The following is a 20,715-nucleotide window of genomic DNA, read 5'->3' as shown; positions in this document are numbered from 1 at the left end:
ACGCTGGCGGGCGCCGGCGAGCAAATCCAATGTGGTTCAAGAGACCGGCTGCGTCTCCGAGAACATGTCAACAATCTTGTTGGTCATGCCGTTCACGATCAGCACCTGATCCTTCATTTTCACGTACATGTAGTCACGCAGCTCCGGTATTTGCGACAGAACTGGTGTTGGTAGTGATTGGGCCTTGACGCCTTTTGGAAGTTTCGCGCCCACCGCAGGAGTAAAGTCCTTTGCGGACTTGGTGGCCTTTAGCCGGAACTCAACCTCGTTGTGCTCAGTCAGCACCGCCTTGCGAATTTGCTCGCGCTGCATGTTCGTGAGGTTGAGTTTCGGCAGCGATGGGCTCTGCCGCACCTTTGTGCCGTTGCTCAGTTCAACCGCGCCTCGCGTATTAGGCTGCGCCAGCGAAATCGAGGCACCGCCGAGGATGATCGCGAGCGCGACGATGGTAGTGGGAACTCTCATGGCCTTGCATCCTTTCCGGATACGCCGCCCTTGAGGCAGTAACGAACGGATTATACGTCCGTTCCGCGCAAGGCGTTCGAACGGACCACCTCGTCAGCTTTGGGTCAAAAGGCGACATCGTTGTGCACTCGGACCAAGTCCGGTTCGCATCCAAGTGCGGACATCGTCCGCGACGCTCGTGATGTCGGCTTTGGGCCAAGGGCCGACATGCTCGCCTCATTCGATTACCTCGTCAGCGGTACCGATCAGTGACGGGGCCGGTTGCAGATCGAGTGCCCTTGCGGTCTTCAAATTCAGCGCCAATTCAAATCGAGTTGGTTGTTCAACCGGAAGGTCGGCGGCTTTCGTCCCCTTGAGAATCCGATCTACATACCAAGCTGCGCGCTCACCCAGAGCAAATAGGTTCGGGCCGTATGCCAACAGCCCTCCTGCTTCGACAAATTCCCGCGTTGGATGAATGGTTGGAATGCGCTGACCGATTGCCAGGTCGGCGATTTGCCGGAGACGATTTGTAAAAGACAGGTTTTGCTGGATGATGAGTGCGTCGGGCCGCTCTGCTTCCATCGACTTGAAAGCATCGGCAATTTCTTGCGAACTCACTTCAAAGACTTGCAGCGCAACACGCAACGTATTCGCCGCAGCTTGCGTTTCGCTGACAAGTGTTTCAGTTGGCCCTCGTCCCTTTTCGGCAAGTATTGCTACGCGACTGAGCTGAGGAACAAACTGCTTGAGCATTGCCAGACGCTTGCCGGCCAATTCATTGGAGAAAAGAGTAACGCCCGTCGTATTCCCTGAAGGCCTCGCGAAGCTCGCTACAAAGCCACTGCCTATAGGGTCCGAAATGGCGACCATAACGACGGGGATAGTCCTGCTGAGGCTTCGAATTGCTTCGATCGCTTCGGTGCTATGCGAAGCAATGAGGTCAACATTTGACCCCAGCAGCTCGTTCGCGAGATCTGGGAGTCGATCTCGCTGCCCGGCAGCCCATCGATTGACCAGGACCAAGTTCTGACCATCGACGTATCCGAGCTGCCGCAATCCCTTTTGGAAGCCATAAGCGTTTGGGTTTGGCCCGGCGCCCATTGAAAGAAAGCCAACGCGAACCGGCTTATCTCCTTGCTGCGCCCGCACCGTGACAGGAAAGGCCGCCAGCGTGCTCAGACCTGCAATGAAATCGCGTCGGTTCATTTCCATCGTCCAAGGCTCGCAGGTCGTATCCTTCAAATGTGCAAAGGCAAGGCTGGCGATGGTCCACACTGGGTCAATCGCTACCGAATTGCCATCCGCGACAGGTCCGGTCTGCCCTCGAACCCGGACATTAGCCCATTCCGTCGGGACTTCGCATAAGGGCCATCAACGGAAGTCACGGGCCCTATTCGATCACTTCGTCCGCGAGCGCAGTCAGTGTCGCAGGAATATCGAGTCCTATCGATTTCGCAGTCTTTAAATTGATGACAAACTGGTAGCGCGTAGGCTGCTCAACGGGAAGGTCGGCTGGTTTGGTACCCCTGAGGATGAGATCGACCATCGCTGCGGCGCGATCGAAAGATTCGCCTGAATCGGCTCCGTAGGACATCAGGCCGCCTTCGCGAACGATCGACTCTGCCTCATAAATTGCTGGTAAACGGTGGGCGGCCGCATAGTCGATCACCCGCTTGCGGTTTAGAAGCGTCAGCGAGTCTGAAACCATCAGGATCGCGTCCGGTGGATCGCGCTTCATCGCCTCGAAAGCTTCATTGAAGTCGTCAGGCTCCCGAACGCCAAGCGGCTGCACGATAATTCCAGCCCCCTTCGCAGCTTCTGCCGATGCGTCGTAACGCATCGACATGCCAAGATCATCCCTGTTCCAAAGCATCGCTACACGGTGAAGTTTGGGTAACATGGCTGCCAGCAAGGAGAGGCGCTTGGTGGAAAGTATCGAGGCGTCATCAGCTATTCCGGTTACGTTACCGCCCGGATGCGCGAGACTTTCGACCAACCCAGTTTTAACGGGGTCGCCAGAGCCGGATGCGAGCACAGTTGGAACGCCTGATACTTTGGCTGCGGCGGCCGCTGGGTAGCTAACAGTCACAACAACGTCCACTCCCGCCGCCTTCAGCTCCTGCATTAAGCGCGGCACCAACTCAAGTTTGCCTGACGCGCCACGCGCCTCGTGGACTAAATTGTGGCCGAGCATATAGCCATGCTTCGCCAGCCCATCGAAGAGAACCGCCCCACGTTCTGCCATAGGAGAGATTGGGGGACCAGCTGTGAGCGTGCCAACGCGATAAACCTTTGTGGTCTGGGCAACGGCCGCAAACGGCCAAGCCGCTGCCCCGATGAGACCAATGAACTCGCGTCGCCTAATCAAGCTCTCCCCCAAGCCAAGTCGCCTTGTTCAAACTAAGATTAGCACTTTGCAGGAGACCGACTAGTCGGAAATGATACTGAAACAGCCTGAGGCGTAATCCACCATCGCTGTCTCAGTTGGGCCAGATTCGGACTTATGCATCGCAGCTTTCCTACTCGATGACCTCATCGGCGGTGACCAGCAAGGATGACGAAATCGTCAACCCTAGAGTTTTGGCAGCTTTTAGGTTGATCACCTGCTTGAATCGAGCCGGCTGGCCCTTAGGGCCAACAGCAGACATAGTGCATTGGCCAAGTATCTCGCTATTCAATCACCTCGTCGGCGCGAGAAAGAAGCATCGGCGAAAGCTGCAGCCCGAGCGCTCGGGCCGTCCCAACGTTCACCACGAGTTCGAACTTCGCCGGTTGCTCAATGGGGAGATCGCCAGGCTTTACGCCTTGAAGAATCTTTTTGACCTGACTTGCAGCACGACGATAGAGATCATGGAAACTCGCTCCAAATGCCATCAGACCGCCGGCGTCCACCATTTCCCTTAATCCGTGAATAGTCGGCACTCTATTGCTGATCGCAAGTTCTCCGATCTTTTTTCTAAATGTCGTGAACTCGGTATCATCTCCGACCAACAGCGCGTCCGAGTCGCGCGCGGCAACGATTAGCCGCTCAAGGTCAGTGGGCTCGTGCTCAGTAAGCACCTGAAGCGTGAGCCCCAGCTTTTGTGCCGCGAGCCGGGAGTGCTGGATGTATTCGGGAGTGGTCGGGCTTGAGTCGCGGACCAATATCGCAATTTTGGTGAATGCCGGGAAGTACTCTTTGATCATCTCCAGGCGTTTCGCAATAAGCTCGCCGCTAATTACGGTAACTCCTGTGACATTGCCACCTGGTCGAGCCAAACTAGGGACCAGTCCCGTCGCAACCGGGTCGAAAGTCGTAACGAATACAACTGGGATATCGCCAGCGGCGTCTTTGGCCGGGAAAACAGTTGGCGTTCCGGCCGCAACTATAATATCAGGTTTGGAGCGTGCGAGTTGAAGCGCCGTTTCCGATATTCGTGTGGCGCTCTGAGCCAACGCGTACTCGATGACGAAGTCACGCCCCTCGACAAACCCCTGTTCCTGAAGGCCCTGGTGAAAGCCTCCGATGTAAGTGGGTGGTGGTGGCCCTACGCGCAGAAAGCCGATACGGTTAGGTGCCGTGTGCTGGCCGCGGGCGGCGGTCGACCAAGCGGCGGCGGCAACGAGCCCTGTAATAAAGTCGCGACGCTTCATTTCAGCCCAAGCCACAGTTCAGGACGAACATAGTCCTTTTCAACGGTACAATAAAAGCCCAGCGCAGTCCGCTTTGGGTCAAAACCGGAAGTGGTCGTCGCCTCGTATCACTTCTGCTTTGCCCCCGAGAACGGACAGTGGTACGCGTGCCCGGCACGTCCCCTAAGGGCCAAGAGCGGAAGTTGGAGTTGCTCGCGATAGACTATTGGATGTCGTGAGAACGTAAACTCGTGCGCTACGCCGGGAACGGCTGTATTGAACCGTGTTTCCCGCCGTCTTGTAGAAGGGACGACCTATGGAACGGCGCTTCACCTTTGATAGGGTAGCCAATCTTTACGATGCGGCGCGGCCAAGCTACCCGGACGCCCTCCTTGACGACATAGTTGCCTTCGCAGGTCTCAAGCCGGGCGACCCCGTCCTCGAAATCGGCTGCGGCACTGGCAAGGCAACGGCAGGCTTTGCGCTGCGGGGCTTGGACGTGGTCGCCTTGGATCCGGGTGCCGACTTGCTCCGCGTCGCGCGGAAGAAGCTCACGGGATTCCAAAACATCCAACTTATACAGACGACCTTTGAAGCATGGCCGCCGCAGTTCGGCGCATTCAGGCTCGTCGTCGCGGCGCAGTCATGGCATTGGATTGCGCCGGAAGTGCGCATCACCAAGGTCGCGGAAGTACTAACGCCAGACGGCTCTCTTGCCGTCTTCGGCAACGAGGCCGTGGGGCTCGCATCGCCGCTTCTCGACGCGTTCAAGCGGATATACGCGCACCATGTGCCCTCGCTATGGGAGCAGGCCGCAGCCGAGACCTGGTACTTGCCGGGCGGTCCTGTCGCGACGCTCATTGACGAATCGAGACTGTTCGCTGCCGTAACGCACAAGAGCTACCCATGGAAGTGGTCGTACACCGGGTCAAGTTTCGTCAACCTTTTGCGTACGCAGTCGCTCTATCAACTCTTGGCGGAGCCGCAACGCGAAGCGCTGTTTGCAGCGCTAGCCGCAGCTATCGCTGCCCATGGAGGCGAGTTCGAACTCGCGTATGAAGCGCATCTCTACACGGCGAAACGATCCTCCTAAGGGCCAGGACAGCGTCTTGGTTTTGCGCCGTTACGGTGGTCGGTGTAAGTTTGCATTACGACCTAGCCCGTCGCTCGGCCTGATGTCCGGGTTGGCTCAAAAACGGAAGTCGCCTCAGGCTCGTGCTACTTCTGTTTCGTCCCCGGACACGGACATTCTTCAACGCGGCGACATGTCTCAAAGTTCGGAAGTCGCCCTCGCTCATTCGATCACCTCGTCGGCTCGAGCGAGGATGGTCGCGGGCAGCTCAACACCCAAGGCTTTGGCGATCCGGAGGTTGATCCTTAGATCGAATTTGGTGGGACGTTCGAAAGGCAACTCGCCTGGCTTTGCGCCTTTCAGAACGCGATCAACCTGTGAGATCAAGTGACGTGTAGCGTCTGAAAAGTCGGGCCCGAAAGACATAAAGCCGCCATTGCTGACCCAGTCGGGGGAAGGAAAAATCGCCGGCTTGTTAGCCATGTTCACCAGGTTGATGACTTTGGCCATCTGGGCGCTGAGCACAACATCTGGGACAAACACAAGTGCATCAAATCCGGCGAGGACTTCTGGAGTCAGGGCGTTTGCAACATCAGCGGGGTCATCGATGTTGATGGCTTCAACTGTAAAACCGAGCTTGCGGCCAGTCTCCAAAACGGGCGCAAGGCTCTGTGCGCCGCTACTGACTTTGGTCGTCACTGTTCCCAGACGAACAGCGCGCGGCACGACCTCCCGCATCAGCTCGACTCGCTTAACAGTGGTTTCCTCGGAAAAAACCGCGACACCAGTTACGTTGCGACCCGGACGCGCAAGGCTGTCCGCCAGTCCCGACGCAACCGGATCAACAGCGGTAAAGGCGACGATCGGAATAGTTTGAGTTGCCTTATAGGCGGCGAGCGCAGCAGGCGTGCTTATCGCGATAATGACATCCAGGCTGCCCTCCCGCACCAATTCCTGCGCAAGTGCAGGGAGCGCATCGACATTTCCCGCTGCGTTCCGAAACTCAAGATGAATATTGCGCCCCTCAACGTAACCAAGCTCCCCTAGAAGCCTGCGGGTGGCGTCAGGCTGCGACGGGACGTCAACTGGGGCGAGATGGATGACATGCGGCCTTCCTGCTATCCGTTGTGCCGTTGCCACGAGCGGCCACGTTACCGCTCCGCTTACAAGCGTGATGAATCCGCGTCGCCGCATATGACCTCGCTGGAAAGCTGCTCCTACCCAGTCTGCAGACTATAGCAGCCTTTGAGATTGTCCGAGGAGTGGCGTCGGACTGCCTCTCAGACGAGATTACACGCAAAGTCTGAGTTGGGTCATTTGCAGACGCCCTCGACCGTCGCGATCATTCCGCTTGGCCCTCGACGGCAGACATCGGTCGCGCCGATCGGCAGGTCGGCTAAAGGCCAACAGGCGACATCGTCGTGCACTCGGACCAAATCCGGTTCGCATCCAAGTGCGGACATCGTCCGCGACGCCCGTGATATCGGCATTGGGCCAATTGCCGAAATCGCGACCCGCTCGGGAGGGAGCGGCTGATGTGGGCAAGAACCCGCGGCGTCCGGCGCGGCTTCCGAGCTTCATGCGGACGGTGGTTTGATGGTTACACCGTACTTGGAAGCAATCGCCACCAGTTTTCCGAGATCCGGCATGCTGCCGCCAGAGCTGGCGGCTTCGAACTCGGCGAACATTTGGTCAAGCCCGCAGCTCGGGGTGCTGAGCATGAGGACGCGAGCGGTCTCGTTTCCGGCATTGCGGAAAGCGTGATAGCGCCCGCGGCCACCGAAGAAGAAACCACCCTGGCCGACAGTAAGCGGCGCGGGAGCGCCCTCGCGCTCGATCAGGATCTCGCCCCTCAGGACATAGAAGGCTTCATCCTCGCGGCTATGGGTGTGCGGCGGCGCACCCGCTCCGGGCGGGATCACGGCCTCCCAAAACGACAACGATCCGCCCGTTTCGGCACCCGTTACCTTGTAGATGTGCGTGACGCCCAACACGTTCAGTGTCGAACCGGCGTGTGGCTCAGGTGAAAGTGTCGTTGCTGCGGCGAGATTGTTGCTCATTTCAAACCTCCTGTTCTCTGCCCCAAATGATCGTCAGCGCGACAAATCTAGGCCGGGTTGGGGTGTCTGATTAGCCTGTATCCTCTGGACTTGCTGTTCTGATTTCAGGACAATCGGCCGAATGGATGCTCTCGACGGAATCGCCGCCTTCGTTCGTGTGGTCGATAGCGGAAGCTTTTCGGCAGCGGCGGATCGCTTGAAGATTTCCAAGTCCGCGGTCAGCGCGCATGTGCAACGGCTCGAGAATCGCCTCGGCGTTCGCCTTCTGAATCGAACGACCCGTCGCGTAGCCGTCACTGAGGCGGGCGCTGCCTATTATCGCCACTGCGTTCGAATTATCGCCGAGGCTGAAGCGGCAGAGCAGGCGGCGATTGCGCTCCAGCGTGAACCGCGCGGCACCCTCCGGATTTCAGCGCCGGACAGCTTCGGGTGGATGCATGTCGCTCCCGCGTTTTCGACCTTCCTGAAGCGCTATCCCGAGCTTGCCGTCGACATCACGCTCAGTCCGGCCCATGTCAATCTCGTCGACGAAGGCATCGATCTCGCCATTCGCATCGGTGTGCTGGAAGATTCTCGCCTAGTAGTGCGCAAGCTCGCGCCCTCGCGCATCATCCTTTGTGCTGCGCCGGCTTATCTCGACGAGCGCGGCCTGCCGCACAAGCCGGAGGATCTGGCCCAGCACAACTGCATCTGCACGACGGTGCTGCCATGGGGCGCCGAATGGCCGCTCGCAGGAGCGCGCGGGAAGCAGGTGATGTCGGTGAGCGGGAGTTTCCGAAGCAATAGTGCCGAGATGCTGCGCGCGGCGGCGCTCGACGGTATTGGCATCGTCGTGCTGCCGACATGGGCTGCGGCCGACCCGCTGCGCAACGGTGCGCTCAAGCGCGTACTTTCCGGATGGGAGCTACCGGCCAGCGCCATCTACGCCGTCTATCCCGGCAGCCGGCTGATGTCCATGAAGGTGCGCGCCTTCGTCAACCATCTCGTCCGCTGTTTCGGAAAGCCGCCCTATTGGGATGCCGATATCTAGGATGCAGAAGGAGGCCCGCGTACAGCATCCGATTACGTCCATCGCGCCCATTTCGGCTTTGGGTTAATAGCTGCCATCAATGATGCCGAACCGATGTTAGCTTTGGCCCCGAAAGCAGACATTCGTGGCAGCGCACGAGGCGTCCGCTTTGGGCCCCTACCGGACCTCGCGCTCTCAAGTACTACGCTGCTGAAGCGGCATCATAAAGGTGAAGCGAGTTTCCTCGCTTGTTGAGCTTACGGTCAGCGTTCCCCCGTGGGCCTTTGCGATCTGCGCCGCAATGTGGAGACCCAGGCCGAGGCCTTGCCTACTCGCACCCACCTCGCCTCGGAAGAATGGTTCGAATAGCCGGTCTAAAGCAGCCCGAGGGATGGGTTCACCGCCGTTCGCGACTGACAATGTAAAAAACCCATCTTCGGTAGCTGCACGCACCCGAACCGCCTGATTGGACGCGCCATGACTAAGCGCGTTTCCGACTAGATTGGAGACTAGCTGCCCTATTCTACTTCTATCACAATCAACGGGAGCATCGATCGCATATTCAGCTTCTATCTGGCGGCCGGGCGAAGATAACCGAAGTTCGTCGATGACCTGGTGCAGCACGTCCTCAAGCGGTTTGCCGCTATCCCGATTTAGCGTGATTCCTCCACCGAGACGGCCTCGCGCGAAGTCGAGGACGTTATCAATCAGTCCCGCCATCCGCAGTACGGTCGTCTCCAACATAGCGATGATTTGATGCTCCCTATCACTCTTTGCCTCGCGCCCCAGGATACGGGCACCGGCACTGATCGAGGCCAGTGGGTTGCGCAGGTCATGGCCGAGCACGGCAATGAATTCTTCCCGCAATCGCGACCTTTCGCGCTCGCTCGCCAAACTGGTCTTGGCAGCATCGCGGGCCTCCACAAGGTTATGCTCGTATCGGCGCCGATCGGCGGCTTTGATCAGCGCGATCCGAATAAACAGAGGTTTGCCGGTGCTATCCCGCCCTTCGAGAGCATTCGCGATCATCGGGACCGGCTCACCAGCCGCCGTGATCATGTCGATCGCGAACTCATTGAAAAATCCCTGCATTCGCAACAGCGGCGCAATGTGGGTTTCAAAATAGATGCGCCCCGCGATCTGGAGAAAGTTGCTGAAGGGTTTGCCGGCCACCTGTTCGGCCGTGTGACCAATCCAGCTAAGAAGCGTCTTGTTCACGCGTTCGACGCGTCCACTCGGCAGCAGCGTGATGTACCCGCACGGTGCGTTCTCAAACATGTCTTCGAAATTGTCGATCCGAAGCTCATCCACGGGAAGACTCAGACAAACGTTCGCATCGCGGCGATAACTTCATCGGGCGCGCTGAGATTGGGACAATGCCCGGTAGCCTTAAGCATTACGATTTCACTCTTTGGGATTGCGCGATGGACAAATTCGCCAACGTTTTCTGAAGCGATGATATCATCGCTGCATTGAAGGATCAGCGTCGGAACAGCAATTTTTGCCAGGTCCGCTCGATTGTCGGACTTGAACGTGACCCGGGCGAATGCTTTGGCAATTTCTGGATCAGTTCGGCAAAAGCTGTTGGTGAGTTCCTGGCCAAGCTCAGGCCGATCCGGATTGCCCATGATGGCGGGTGCCATCCGTGCCGACCACCCCATGTGATTGGACTCAAGGAACTGAAGAAGCTCTTCGATTTGCTTCTCGCTGAAGCCACCTCGGTAATCACCGTCGTCGATGTACCGAGGCGAAGGACCGACCATGACAAGCTTGCCAAACATGCCCGGCGCCTTCTGCGCCGCCAGCGCCCCAATCATGCTGCTGACGGAGTGACCGACGAACACCGCATCCGCAAAATTAAGCTCGCGTCCGATTTCAATGATGTCGTCGGCATAGCCCGCCAATGTCGAATACTTTTCCTTGTCATAGGCCTTCAGGTCGGAACCGCCCGCGCCCACATGGTCGAACAGTACCGTCCTGAACTCGTTGGCGAAGGCAGGCTCGACGAACCGCCACATGTTCTGGTCACAGCCGAACCCATGGGCAAACATCATGGTCCGCTTGCCCGATCCGCGAACATGCACGTTATTTCGTTGGATTACGCCCACTGGCTTCCTCGGAGCGGAACTTTCCGCCGGAGTCAAACGCTAGCACCGGTACGCTTTCATGGGCCAGACAAGGATCGATGGGGAGCCATTCCCAATCGGGATAAGCACCCCGGAAGTCCCAAGCGGAACCTGCGGCGAAGACAAGGCTTGCAGCGACCGCGGCCTGATCGAACTCGGGTCCCCGCCCGGAATTGGACATCGCAGGCGTGCACGCCAGTTCTGCCAAGAGGCCACAGGCAAACTCAATCTTTGTCTCAGGAGTCGTGGTGTCGGACAGGCCGCGTCTCCGATTAGGTCGACAACGATTTTGCCACAGCCCTCGCGTGCTCGATGAACAATCTGGCTAACGGACCCGGAGTGCGATTTTTTACTGTGAGGATTGCAATAGAATAATGCGTGACCGGAATTTTCGTAGGCAGAACTTTCAAACCTGCTCCCCGCGCACTGAACTGCGCCACCGAATTCGGCAGGATGCCAACGAATCTGCCGGTCGCGATAAGCGTGGTAGTCAGCTGAATCGAGAGCGTCGCAACGCCAGGACGGGGCGATTTCAATCCGCTGGCGGCAAAGATTCCTGAAATGATTCCGCCAGCCGTACTGTCATATGGGGGGAGAACCCAGGGCTCCTCGATCAAATCAACTAGTTCGATCCGGCGCCGGCGTGCCCATTGGCTGCTCGTGCCGGCGACCGCGACAAAGGGCTCCTGCAGTAAAGGCTCGAACAGCAGGTCATCTTCGACAAATGGCTCCGATAGCCGTCCGACCAGGAGCTCAACTTTTCGCTCGCGCAGCGGATCGAACTGCGCCAGCGCGATGTCGGCATGAACCACCCGGAGTTGCACCCGCGGATGCTGCCGCAGGAAGCGTTCAGATATCGCCGGCACGATCCCGGCGTTCATGATCTCCGGGCAGCCGACCGCGAGTTCGCCCGACGTCGGATCGCTCAGAAACTCGATTTGCTTTAGTCCCTGTCGCATCTCATCAAAGACGTTGACGCCGCATTTGAGTAAGGCTTGACCATAGGTCGTCAACTCGACGCCCCGGGCGGTGCGATCGAATAGCTTCACATTGAGCATCTGCTCGAGATCGGAAATCGTCTTGGAGACGACCGGATGGGAGATCGCGAGCCTCTGGGCCGCCTTCGCCATGCCGCCCGCGTCCGCCACGGCCAGCACGATGTGAAGATCGCGTAGCCTAATGCGCCGCCCGATCCGGTCAGACCATTCCATTTCTATCCCTTAGTCCAGAAGCTACAGGGTTGTCTCAAAATCGAACTTCCAAACTACAGCGAACGGAGGCAGCATTTCAATCTGCAATCGGCGTCGGTGAAATCCGGTCCCCCGGAAGCCGAGCCGGGCTGACGGAGGGAGACATGCCAAACCGAAGCCTTTTCAGTGCCGCCATCTTCGCCTTTTCGACTATCGCGACGGCGAGCGCCGGCGCACAGGATGCCGTCAAGATCGGCATGGTCATGCCGTTGACCGGGCCATTGGCGGCGGCAGGCCAGCAGGTGCTCGCAGGCGCTCGACTCTACATGAAGCAGCATGGCGACTCGGTCGCCGGGAAGAAGATCAAGCTGATCCTGAGAGACGACGCCTCATCAGGCGAGACGGGCAAACGACTGATCCAGGAATTGATTGTCAATGACAAGGTGGACGTCATCGGCGGCGGCTTGACCGCCGATCTGTTGCCCAGCGCAGGGATCATCACCGAAGCGCAGAAGCCCACCGTCATCATGATCTCGAGCACGACGGCGGTCGTCGAGAAGTCTCCCTTCTTCGTCCGCACCAGCTGCACGCTGGCGCAATCTTCAGCGATCCTCGCCGACTGGACGATGAAGCAAGGACTCGGCAAGGCGGTAACCCTGGTAACGGAGTTCGCTCCCGGTCTCGAGGCCGAGGAAAGCTTCACCAACAACTATAGAGCCGCCGGCGGACAGGTGACGGAAGCGATCCGCGTACCTCTGCGCAATCCCGACTTCGCGCCGTTTCTGCAGCGCGTCAAGGAAGCTGCTCCACAAGCGCTGTTCGTATTCGTCCCATCGACGCAGGCGGCGACCTTCGCCAAGCAGTTCGTCGAGCGCGGTCTCGATAGGGCGGGCATCATGCTGACCGGCCCCGGCGACCTCACCGACGACGAGGCCCTGCCGAACATGGGCGATGCCATGCTCGGCACCATAACCGCTCACTTTTACTCGGCTGCGCACCCGTCGGCTTTTAACACGACCTTCAGCGGTGCGTATCGGAAAGAAGCCAAGGACGGTGCAAATTTCATGGCAGTCAGCGGCTTCGATGGCATGCACGTGATCTATGAGGCGCTAAAGAAGACCGCAGGCTCGGTCGACGGCAAAGGGTTGATTGCAGCGATGAAGGGCATGGCTTGGGAGAGCCCGCGCGGCCCGATGTCGATCGACCGCAGCACCGGCGAGGTCGTACACAACATCTACATCCGCAAGGTCGAGAAAGCCGGTGGCGAGCTACGCAATGTCGAGTTCGAAACTTTCAAGAACGTCCGAGATCCCCGCGTCGCGGCGCGATGAACAATATCAGGGTCATCGTTGCTGGAGGCGGCATCGGCGGGCTGAGCCTGGCACTCAGCCTGCATCAGGCTGGGATATCGGTCCGTGTCTACGAGGCCGTTCGCGAACCCGCGCCCCTCGGGATCGGCATCAATCTGCAGCCGACCGCCGTGCGCGAGCTGACCGAACTTGGCCTTGGCACCGCGCTTGCGACAACCGGCATCGCCACGCCGCGGCTCAACGTTTGCAACAAGTTTGGCCAGCTCATCCATGACGAGCCGAGGGGGCTGGCAGCTGGATATCGTTGGCCGCAATACTCTATCCATCGCGGGAAGCTGCAACTTCTCCTTCTCCGTGCCGCCCGCGAACGCATCGGTGACGACAATTTTCGATGCGGATTGAAACTAACCGAATTTGCCCAGAACGACCGCCGCGTACGGGTCGTCTTTTTTGACCGCCAGTCCCGATCCGAAGTGGTCGATGATGCGGACGTCCTCGTTGGCGCCGACGGCATCCATTCGGCCGTGAGACATCGGCTGTATCCGACCGAAGGTGAGCCCCGTTTCGCCCAGCAGATGCTTTGGCGGGCGGCGACTGAGGCTGCGCCATTCCTCGATGGCCAGACCATGGTGATTGCCGGTCATTTCGGCCAGCGCATCATCGTCTATCCCATCGGCACGGCGTCGGGCGGCAAGATGCTGATCAACTGGATTTGTCAGAAGACGGTAACGGACCGGGCACCGCCGCGTGAGGACTGGAACAGGCGGGTTGAAAAGGAAGACGTGCTTGCCGCGTTCAGCACCTGGAAATTTCCGTGGCTCGATCTACCGATATTAATTAAGCAATCGCCCGATATCTACGAGTTTCCCCTAGTTGATCGCGATCCGGTAGCAGCGTGGTCGTTCGGCCGCGTCACCTTGCTTGGTGATGCCGCCCATCCGATGCAGCCGATTGGCGGTCAGGCCGGCTCGCAGGCGATCCTTGATGCGCGCGCGCTCACCCGAGCGTTGAGCGAGACAGGCGATCCGGTGGCAGCGCTCGCACGCTACGACGGCGAACGCAGGCCCGCCATGAACGACATCATTTTGCGAAACCGCAATCTCGGGCCGGAAGCCGCGATGCAGCTTGCGGAAGAGCGGGCGCCGAACGGCTTCGTCCACGTCAACGACGTGATTTCGCGAGGCGAGATCGACGCCATCACCGCTTCCTTTGCGGCGGCGGCAGGTGTCGATGTTGAAACAGTCAACAATCGGCCGTCATACCTATCTCCTGAATAGATAACATCGAGCTTCTGGTAGTCGCTTAACGAAAATTCGCGCTCTGAGTCTGCCGAGTGTTCTTAGGCGACACTGCCGCACGTCCACGCCTTCCGCTTTGCCGCCGATAACGGACAATCGGCGGCCGCGGTTGGGAGGTCGCTAATGGCCAACTCCGGACATGGTCGTTTCCTCGCAGCCACGGGAAGAGGCGTTGGGACAGCGAGCCTGCCAAATTACATCGCTTGCGCTAGTAAAAGTTTGGGCGTTGAATCCAAGTGCGGCTTCCGCTGATCCTATCAAACTCTCAAGCACACCTTCTGTTCTCGTCGCGGGATAAGAGAATGCCTACGCCGAGCGTATCCGCCTAAGCGGATCGGAAGGTTAGTGGATCGGAAGGGGCCAGGCGCTCGGCCAAATGGGGGCAACGGGCATTAGTCCAGTCCAACAAAACAAGGGAGGAGAACGATGAGTAGTTGGCTTAGTGAGCGAGAACAGCGCCTCGTTGCCGGCGCCGAAACAGCATCGGCGCCCACGCCGATTCCTACCCAGATCGTGTCAAACGGCGAGTATCTCCCGCCCCCGCAGAGCGCCATTCAGAAGAAGGTTGAAAGTCGAATTAACGAGCTTGCTGAGGCTAACGGCAAACGGCTGGGCCTGAGCCGAAGGCAGTTCCTGCACACGAGCTGCGGCATGGCTGCGGCCTTCCTGGCAATGAACGATGTCTACGGCAACGTCTTCCAAGTCGCGCCCGCCGAGGCTCGCGAACCCGAATTGATGCTTGCCCGGGCGCAAACCCTCGCCGAGCAGTTCATATTTGACGTCCAAACCCACTTCGTCCGCGACGAGTTCGACCACAAGGAGCTCTTGGGATTGGCGCAGTTTGCGAGTGACCACTGGAACCCGAAGATGAAGGAGGAAGGCGTGTCGTCGCTCGCCCGCTACAAGTTCCAGAACTACGTGAAGGAAATCTTCTACGATAGCGACACCAACATGGCTCTCTTGAGTGGAGCACCGTTTGATGATCCGAGCTGGTGGCTATTGTCCAACGAACAGATCGTCAAGGCGCGCGAACTCGTCAATGACTTCGCTGGCTCCCGGCGCATGTTGGCACACAGCGTCATAACGCCCAAACAGCCGGGCTGGATGGAGGAAGTTGACAAGGCGATCGATGTCTACAAGCCGGATTCCTGGAAGTCCTACACGATCGGCGATCCGCTGGCGCCCTCCAAGTTCCCTTGGCGGCTCGATGACGAGCAGGTCATGTATCCGTTCTACGAGAAGGCGGTGAAGGCTGGCATCAACACGCTGTGCATCCACAAGGGTCTGCTGCCGCCCGATTACGAGAAGTCGTTCGCGGGTGTGTGGGAATACGCAACCGCGTGGGACATCGGAAAGGCAGCCAAGGATTGGCCACAGATGAACTTCGTGATCTATCACTCGGCGTTGCGGGCGTTCCTTGAGTTGCCGGACAAGGCGTGGGCGGATTTCGAACAGACGGGCCGCATTCAGTGGGCCTCTGATCTTGCCGAAATCCCGCAGAAGTTCGGCGTCAGCAATGTCTATGCCGAGCTAGGGACGTCCTTTGCCAACTCGGCGGTCGCGCATCCGAAGTTCTGCGCCGCGCTGGTCGGCACGCTGATCAAGGGCATGGGGGTGGATCATGTCATGTGGGGCACCGACTCGGTTTGGTACGGCTCACCGCAGTGGCAGATCGAGGCCCTGCGCCGGCTCGAAATTCCGGAGGACATGCAGAAAAAGTACGGGTTTGCGCCGCTCGGCGACGCGAACAGCGCGGTCAAGCAGCAGATCTTCGCTGGCAACGCTATCAGGTTCTACAAGATCAAGTTGAGGGCGGCTGACAATAGCAGCATGCCAGCCTTTTCCGAAGATCGCCTCGCGGCGCTTAAGAATGAGTACACACGGGACGCCAAGGAACCCTCGAACCTGCGATACGGATACGTTCGCGCCGCATAGCAATGATCCCGAATTCGTACCGGTTCAGGAGTGAAGATCAGAGAGGGACGACAATTCGAGAGAAGTCGTTCCTCTCTAACTGAACGTTGTCGCTGGGATGTGATTTCGATCGATAAAATCCTCTACTTCCGCTTCCGCTGCGGGTCAAAACCGCCCCCGCCCATTATGGCGCGCAGCGTCAATCTCCGGTTTGGGTCACACAACATTGCCCCGCCCACTCCACTTCCGCTTTGCCGCTAGCGGAATTCGGCGGCGCGGTTTGGAAGTCGGTTAAGTGCGAATAGGCGACATCCGTCGACGCCTATTCGATCACCTCGTCCGCGGTAGAAACCGGTCCAGCCGGCAGTGTGATACTGAGCGATTTGGCGGCTTTAAGATTGACCACGAATTCAAACTTGGTGGCCTGGACAACCGGCAAATCCGCCGGCCTTTCGCCTTTGAGGATGCGCCCCACGTACAGCCCAACCAGACGATAATTGTCAAAAAGATTGGTCCCGTAACTTGCGAGCCCACCTTCCTGCGCAAACTGACTCCATTCGTAAATGGCAGGCAAACTGTATTGCGCGGCTAAAGCAAGGATCGTTTGCCGCCGGCCAAAGAAGTATGGGTCGGAAGCCACCAGCAGGGCATCTGCACCCTGCTGCACAAACCCTCCGAATGCTTTTTCGATTTCCGCTTCGGTGCTGGCTTTCAGAATGATGAGCGGCCGGCCCAACGTGATTCCGCCTTGCGCAACATCCTTCAGTTGATTTTCAACGTTCTCATTGGTCGGATTTACGAGCACTCCAAATACTCGCGCATCAGGGACCAGTTTCGATAGCAAACCAAGTCGCTTCGCCTCCAACGTAGCCGTAAAAAAACTTACTCCCGTGATGTGGCCCCCTGGTCGATTGAGGCTCGCGACTAACCCGAACTGCACAGGGTCGCTCCCGTTTCCGAAAACGACTGGAATCGGGCCACCGTTCGATTTAGCGGCGAGCGCGGTTTGCACGCCACCTGTCGCAGCGAGTACCGCGACTGGCACGCTCGCCAACTCGACTACCATCGCCGGGAGCTGGTCATAGCGCCCTTCGGCGAAGCGATAATGGACTCTGACATCTCTGTCTTCGACAAAACCAACTTCGGCGAGCCCCTTCGAAAATCCGATTACATGAGATGATTGTGACTCAACACCACTATGGAGAAAGCCCACGACCGGCATGGTAGATTGTTGCGCATGCGCCGTAAGGGGCGATGCCGCCGCGCCGCCCAGAAGTGCGATGAATTCGCGCCGTCTCATACAAAGCCCCAGGAAAGGGATCGAGATGATATATCGTACCATTGTCGTCTGAAAGGTTCATTGGCGTCCGATTTGAGTCAAAAGGCGAGGTTGTTGTGCACTCGGACCAAGTCCGGTTCGTATCCAAGTGCGGACATGGTCCGCGACGTCCGTGATGTCAGCTCTGGGCCAAGCCCAGACATGGCGATGAAGGTCGCCCAAAGAAAAAGCCGCCCGAGACGGCTCTCAATCTAAATCCGATAATCGTTCATCAGAGACTCATCAAAGCTGGCTTTGATTTCCGCCGATAGGCCATAAAGCCAATGGTAGCGAAGCCGAGGATCATGATCGCCTCATGTTGACGGTTCGGGGACGGCGCTGACGAAAAATGCCAGAAGCGGAACGTCAATGCTCGTTCTGGGTCTAGTCAGAGTATCTCCGAAGGTCCTGATTCCATCTCTTTACAACGATGCTGTTCCCGACTTCAAAGCGCATCAAGTCCTCGCCCGCCGCCACCGGGCCTTGATATGCGCCTCTTGTCCGTGACAAGATTTCGTCCGCACTCACGCCGAGCAACACAAGATGCGAATAGGCGGCGAGCTTCGGCTTAACGCGTGAGAACACCGCGCCAGCCTGCTCGGGAGAGGAATGATGGTCTGCGACCGGCTTCAGTTGCGGTAGCGTTGCCAATTGCGGCGACATCGCAAAAACCTCGTGGATCAGAAGGTCCGTCCCGCTGGCGAACTTGATCAGGTTTTCGCTGAACTTCGTATCGCCCGACAGTGTTACGGACCTTGATCCGTAATCGATGCGGTACCCGACAGAAGGCTTGACCAGATCGCCATGATCGACGGTAAACGCCGTGACTTTGACACCGGATTCATCGAACACGACGCGATCCGGTTGAAAATCGCGTGCTTCGATTTGGGTTGCAATGGTCGCAATATGTTCGTCGGCTTCGCGGATGCGCGTATCGTCGGAAAAAGCCTCGGTGAGCCCTTTGGCGATCCTAGCTGCCCCGCTGGGCTCCTTGCCGTCCGACGGCCCCCACAGCCGCAGTGGCCGGCTCCGGGATCCGAATGGCCCGAACATGTAGCCGGTCATCCAAAGATCCGGCAGGCCTTCCACATGATCGGAGTGGTAGTGGGTGAGAAAGACGGCATCGATGCCTTTGCCGGACGAGATGCCGAGTTGATAAAGGCGCACCGTTACCCCGCGACCAGCGTCAAACAGCAGGCTTAGGCCACCTGCTTGAATCAGGGTCGCCGGTCCAAAACGCGTCGCAGTAGGTTCAGGACCGCCTGTACCCAGCAATGTCACGACGATTTCGCCGGAGACCGGGTGTTCTTCGCTTGCAGCGATATTTGGAATGCCAGGACCTATCGCGAGGGATATCGCGACACCAACCAACAAGCTCCAGGGCATTTTCCTGATACTTCCAGCCATCAGGCCTCCGCGGGTGCTTTGTCCAGCCTATCGCCAGCAAAGCATGACGCAGCACCTAGCGCTTGTATATTTCAGCCATGTAGAAAAAAGATATTATCCCAATCCCCTATGAACTGACTGGGTGGGACTCCAACAAGTGCATGGCATTCTCGAACGAAGTGCGCCTGATCATAGTAGCCGGCATCGTGGATAATGTTCGTCCAGGGGGTCGCCGGCTGGTTGCGATGCGCCGTCAGCGCGTGATCGAACCTGGTCGTACGTGCGTACAGCTTGGGAGAAAGACCCACCTGCGTCGTGAAGCGTCGTTGAAATTGGCGCGGGCTCAAACCGGACTGTTTCACTAGCGTATCGATGCGGAGGTTGCCCCGCGCGGTTAGCAGGGTCCTCGACGCCTCGCCAATCCGATCGTCCGGTGCGCTGCGCTCGAGCATCATGCCGAACCAGTTTTCAGCTGCAGCTATGCGTGACGCAAAATCTTGTGCCGACCGAACGGCGTCGTTTAGCAGCGGCGCGTACCTGCCGAGCACGTCGCGTGCCGCGACACCTTCGTTTGTCAGGGACGTCATATCAATTCCGACAAGCCGGTGGAGAGCGGCCGGCTGAAGCAGAATGTTGAAAATATGAACTTGGCCCGAAGCGTAGATGTGAATCCGACGCGAGCCCTGCGGCCCGACCACGACAGCCTCCGGTGCGGTCTCCAGTTGGCCGCCATCCGCGCGAACGCGCAAGCAATCCTCCAGATAGATATCGATGATCTGATGAGGGCGTGCAGTGAGTGGAAATGCGAGCACTTGGGCGCCTAAGACTGCGCGCCGCTCCTCGAAGGAGCGAACAATGCTGCGGAGCGCCTGATGTGGCATCGCTCGTCTGACGTCCATCGAAGTTTCCCATTAAGAATGACCAAGGCGGGAAGCCCATTACGTAGGCGGCAGCGACACTATAACGCGTTGCAGCAAGTCGCTATTTAGATTCGGACCGATTTCCGCTCGGGGTCAAAAGGCGATGTTGTTCTGCACTCGGACCAAGTCCGGTTCGCATCCAAGTGCGGACATGGTCCGCGACGTCCGCGATGTCAGCTCTGGGCCAACAGGAGACCTAAGCGAACCTTTCCAACCGCTGGTCGATTTCTTGGCGCAGCAAGCCGAATTCGATGGGCTTGGGAAGCAATCCGGCTGCGCCGAGTTCGGTGGCCCTCTTTCTAGTCGCATCATCCCCGTAGGCCGTAATCATGATGACGGGAACGTTTGGGCGTTCTGCCTTTACTTTGGGCAGCATCTCAAGCCCGCTCATCCCGGGCATGTTGATGTCGGACAGGATCAGAATCAGCAACGGATCAGGGATCGCTTTCACCTGCTCCAAAGAGGCCGGCGCAGATAGTGCAAATTCCATCAGGAAACGCCCCGAACGCAAATCTCGCCGGAAATGCTGCCGGAACATGCTTTCGACATCAGGCTCGTCGTCGACGACGACAATGTACGTACTCAATTTGCACTCCGTTCCGACTTTTGCCCGGACGTTGCTCGAGGCAGCGTCACGACGAACTCCGTGAATACGCCGGGCTCGGTATCAATGTCGATAGTGCTGCCACCATGCCGTTTCACGATGATGTCGTAGCTCATGGAAAGGCCGAGGCCGCAAGGCTATTTCAAATCGGCCTAGCGTGGTCGGCCTCGTGTCGCGTGCCACATGAATCGCCAGCCCGATCAGCAGCGCCCTCGGCATGGTCGGCATCGCAATTCGCTTCGGGTACTTCGCGACTGTCAACGAGTAGAAGCTGTTTCCGCATCTTAGCGAGGAGCGCTCGGCAATACTCATGATAGAGAAAATCGAATAAACCGGGCATGATCGAACCTCGTTGCTTGATCATCTAACTCCCATCTACCGAGTTTTTGGAGCGCACGAGGTGAACTGGATCACAGTTCGACTGCGGTGATTAGTCACGGCGTGCGCGC

General features: G+C 58.3%; 18 protein-coding genes and 1 pseudogene. 5 read left to right on the top strand and 14 right to left on the bottom strand.

The genetic code is table 11. The features are described 5' to 3' along the window. Nucleotides 1-36: 36 nt before the first annotated feature. The 4 genes from VJV58_RS01280 to VJV58_RS01265 form a co-directional block, all read right to left on the bottom strand. A complete protein-coding gene (locus VJV58_RS01280; protein ID WP_324135495.1) occupies nt 37-465 on the bottom strand; it encodes a hypothetical protein in 429 nt (142 codons plus the stop codon). Nucleotides 466-681: 216 nt separating this feature from the next. Beyond that, nucleotides 682-1,722: an ABC transporter substrate-binding protein gene (locus VJV58_RS01275; RefSeq protein ID WP_324135494.1), complete on the bottom strand. Its 1,041-nt coding sequence runs from the start codon at nt 1,720-1,722 to the stop codon at nt 682-684. Between the two features lie 115 nt (nt 1,723-1,837). Continuing rightward, nucleotides 1,838-2,692 (bottom strand): ABC transporter substrate-binding protein, encoded by an 855-nt coding sequence (locus tag VJV58_RS01270; protein WP_324135493.1) that lies wholly within the window; start codon nt 2,690-2,692, stop codon nt 1,838-1,840. 425 nt (nt 2,693-3,117) lie between these two features. After that, nucleotides 3,118-4,080 (bottom strand): ABC transporter substrate-binding protein, encoded by a 963-nt coding sequence (locus VJV58_RS01265; RefSeq protein ID WP_324135492.1) that lies wholly within the window; start codon nt 4,078-4,080, stop codon nt 3,118-3,120. A gap of 295 nt (nt 4,081-4,375) precedes the next feature. Here VJV58_RS01265 and VJV58_RS01260 point away from each other — a divergent pair, with 295 nt between their 5' ends. Next, nucleotides 4,376-5,152, top strand: a complete 777-nt coding sequence (locus VJV58_RS01260; protein WP_324135491.1) for a class I SAM-dependent methyltransferase — start codon at nt 4,376-4,378, stop codon at nt 5,150-5,152. 201 nt (nt 5,153-5,353) lie between these two features. Here the strand turns inward: VJV58_RS01260 and VJV58_RS01255 are convergent, their stop codons facing one another. Both VJV58_RS01255 and VJV58_RS01250 read right to left on the bottom strand, forming a co-directional pair. Continuing rightward, the gene (locus tag VJV58_RS01255) at nt 5,354-6,271 is read right to left on the bottom strand and encodes an ABC transporter substrate-binding protein (protein WP_324135490.1); all 918 of its coding nucleotides are present in this window, start codon (nt 6,269-6,271) and stop codon (nt 5,354-5,356) included. 437 nt (nt 6,272-6,708) lie between these two features. Further along, nucleotides 6,709-7,191, bottom strand: a complete 483-nt coding sequence (locus tag VJV58_RS01250; protein ID WP_324135489.1) for a cupin domain-containing protein — start codon at nt 7,189-7,191, stop codon at nt 6,709-6,711. A 121-nt stretch (nt 7,192-7,312) separates the two neighbouring features. Between VJV58_RS01250 and VJV58_RS01245 the strand changes: the two genes are divergently transcribed. After that, a complete protein-coding gene (locus VJV58_RS01245) occupies nt 7,313-8,221 on the top strand; it encodes a LysR family transcriptional regulator (protein ID WP_324135488.1) in 909 nt (302 codons plus the stop codon). 174 nt (nt 8,222-8,395) lie between these two features. Here the strand turns inward: VJV58_RS01245 and VJV58_RS01240 are convergent, their stop codons facing one another. From VJV58_RS01240 to VJV58_RS01230, 3 genes are all read right to left on the bottom strand, one after another. Further along, nucleotides 8,396-9,478 (bottom strand): PAS domain-containing sensor histidine kinase, encoded by a 1,083-nt coding sequence (locus tag VJV58_RS01240; RefSeq protein ID WP_324135497.1) that lies wholly within the window; start codon nt 9,476-9,478, stop codon nt 8,396-8,398. Between the two features lie 41 nt (nt 9,479-9,519). Then, a complete protein-coding gene (locus VJV58_RS01235) occupies nt 9,520-10,308 on the bottom strand; it encodes an alpha/beta hydrolase (protein ID WP_324135487.1) in 789 nt (262 codons plus the stop codon). Between the two features lie 290 nt (nt 10,309-10,598). After that, on the bottom strand, nt 10,599-11,537 hold the full coding sequence (locus VJV58_RS01230; protein WP_324135486.1) for a LysR family transcriptional regulator: 939 nt from the start codon (nt 11,535-11,537) through the stop codon (nt 10,599-10,601). A 143-nt stretch (nt 11,538-11,680) separates the two neighbouring features. Here VJV58_RS01230 and VJV58_RS01225 point away from each other — a divergent pair, with 143 nt between their 5' ends. From VJV58_RS01225 to VJV58_RS01215, 3 genes are all read left to right on the top strand, one after another. Beyond that, nucleotides 11,681-12,847 carry an ABC transporter substrate-binding protein gene (locus VJV58_RS01225; protein ID WP_324135485.1) on the top strand — a complete coding sequence of 389 codons (1,167 nt, stop codon included), beginning with the start codon at nt 11,681-11,683 and terminating at the stop codon, nt 12,845-12,847. After that, the gene (locus tag VJV58_RS01220; protein WP_324135484.1) at nt 12,844-14,103 is read left to right on the top strand and encodes a flavin-dependent oxidoreductase; all 1,260 of its coding nucleotides are present in this window, start codon (nt 12,844-12,846) and stop codon (nt 14,101-14,103) included. The genes VJV58_RS01225 and VJV58_RS01220 overlap by 4 nt, the downstream gene beginning before the upstream one ends. Nucleotides 14,104-14,550: 447 nt before the next feature. Beyond that, the gene (locus VJV58_RS01215) at nt 14,551-16,059 is read left to right on the top strand and encodes an amidohydrolase family protein (protein ID WP_324135483.1); all 1,509 of its coding nucleotides are present in this window, start codon (nt 14,551-14,553) and stop codon (nt 16,057-16,059) included. A 301-nt stretch (nt 16,060-16,360) separates the two neighbouring features. Here VJV58_RS01215 and VJV58_RS01210 read toward each other — a convergent pair whose 3' ends face one another. From VJV58_RS01210 to VJV58_RS01195, 5 genes and pseudogenes are all read right to left on the bottom strand, one after another. Next, complete coding sequence (locus VJV58_RS01210) at nt 16,361-17,260, bottom strand: ABC transporter substrate-binding protein (RefSeq protein WP_324135496.1); 900 nt, start codon at nt 17,258-17,260, stop codon at nt 16,361-16,363. Between the two features lie 328 nt (nt 17,261-17,588). Next, nucleotides 17,589-17,694 (bottom strand): annotated as a pseudogene (locus VJV58_RS22320) (PEP-CTERM sorting domain-containing protein); the annotation flags it as partial. A gap of 46 nt (nt 17,695-17,740) precedes the next feature. Then, nucleotides 17,741-18,763, bottom strand: coding sequence for an MBL fold metallo-hydrolase (locus tag VJV58_RS01205; RefSeq protein ID WP_324135482.1), 1,023 nt, complete (start codon nt 18,761-18,763; stop codon nt 17,741-17,743). Between the two features lie 71 nt (nt 18,764-18,834). Beyond that, nucleotides 18,835-19,641, bottom strand: a complete 807-nt coding sequence (locus VJV58_RS01200; protein ID WP_324135481.1) for a helix-turn-helix domain-containing protein — start codon at nt 19,639-19,641, stop codon at nt 18,835-18,837. Nucleotides 19,642-19,858: 217 nt separating this feature from the next. Next, a complete protein-coding gene (locus tag VJV58_RS01195) occupies nt 19,859-20,248 on the bottom strand; it encodes a response regulator (RefSeq protein WP_324135480.1) in 390 nt (129 codons plus the stop codon). Nucleotides 20,249-20,715: the final 467 nt, after the last annotated feature.

The sequence above is a fragment of the Bradyrhizobium sp. genome (assembly GCF_035273305.1).
Classification (GTDB): domain Bacteria; phylum Pseudomonadota; class Alphaproteobacteria; order Rhizobiales; family Xanthobacteraceae; genus Bradyrhizobium.
This window is presented reverse-complemented; position numbering and strand designations above follow the sequence as displayed.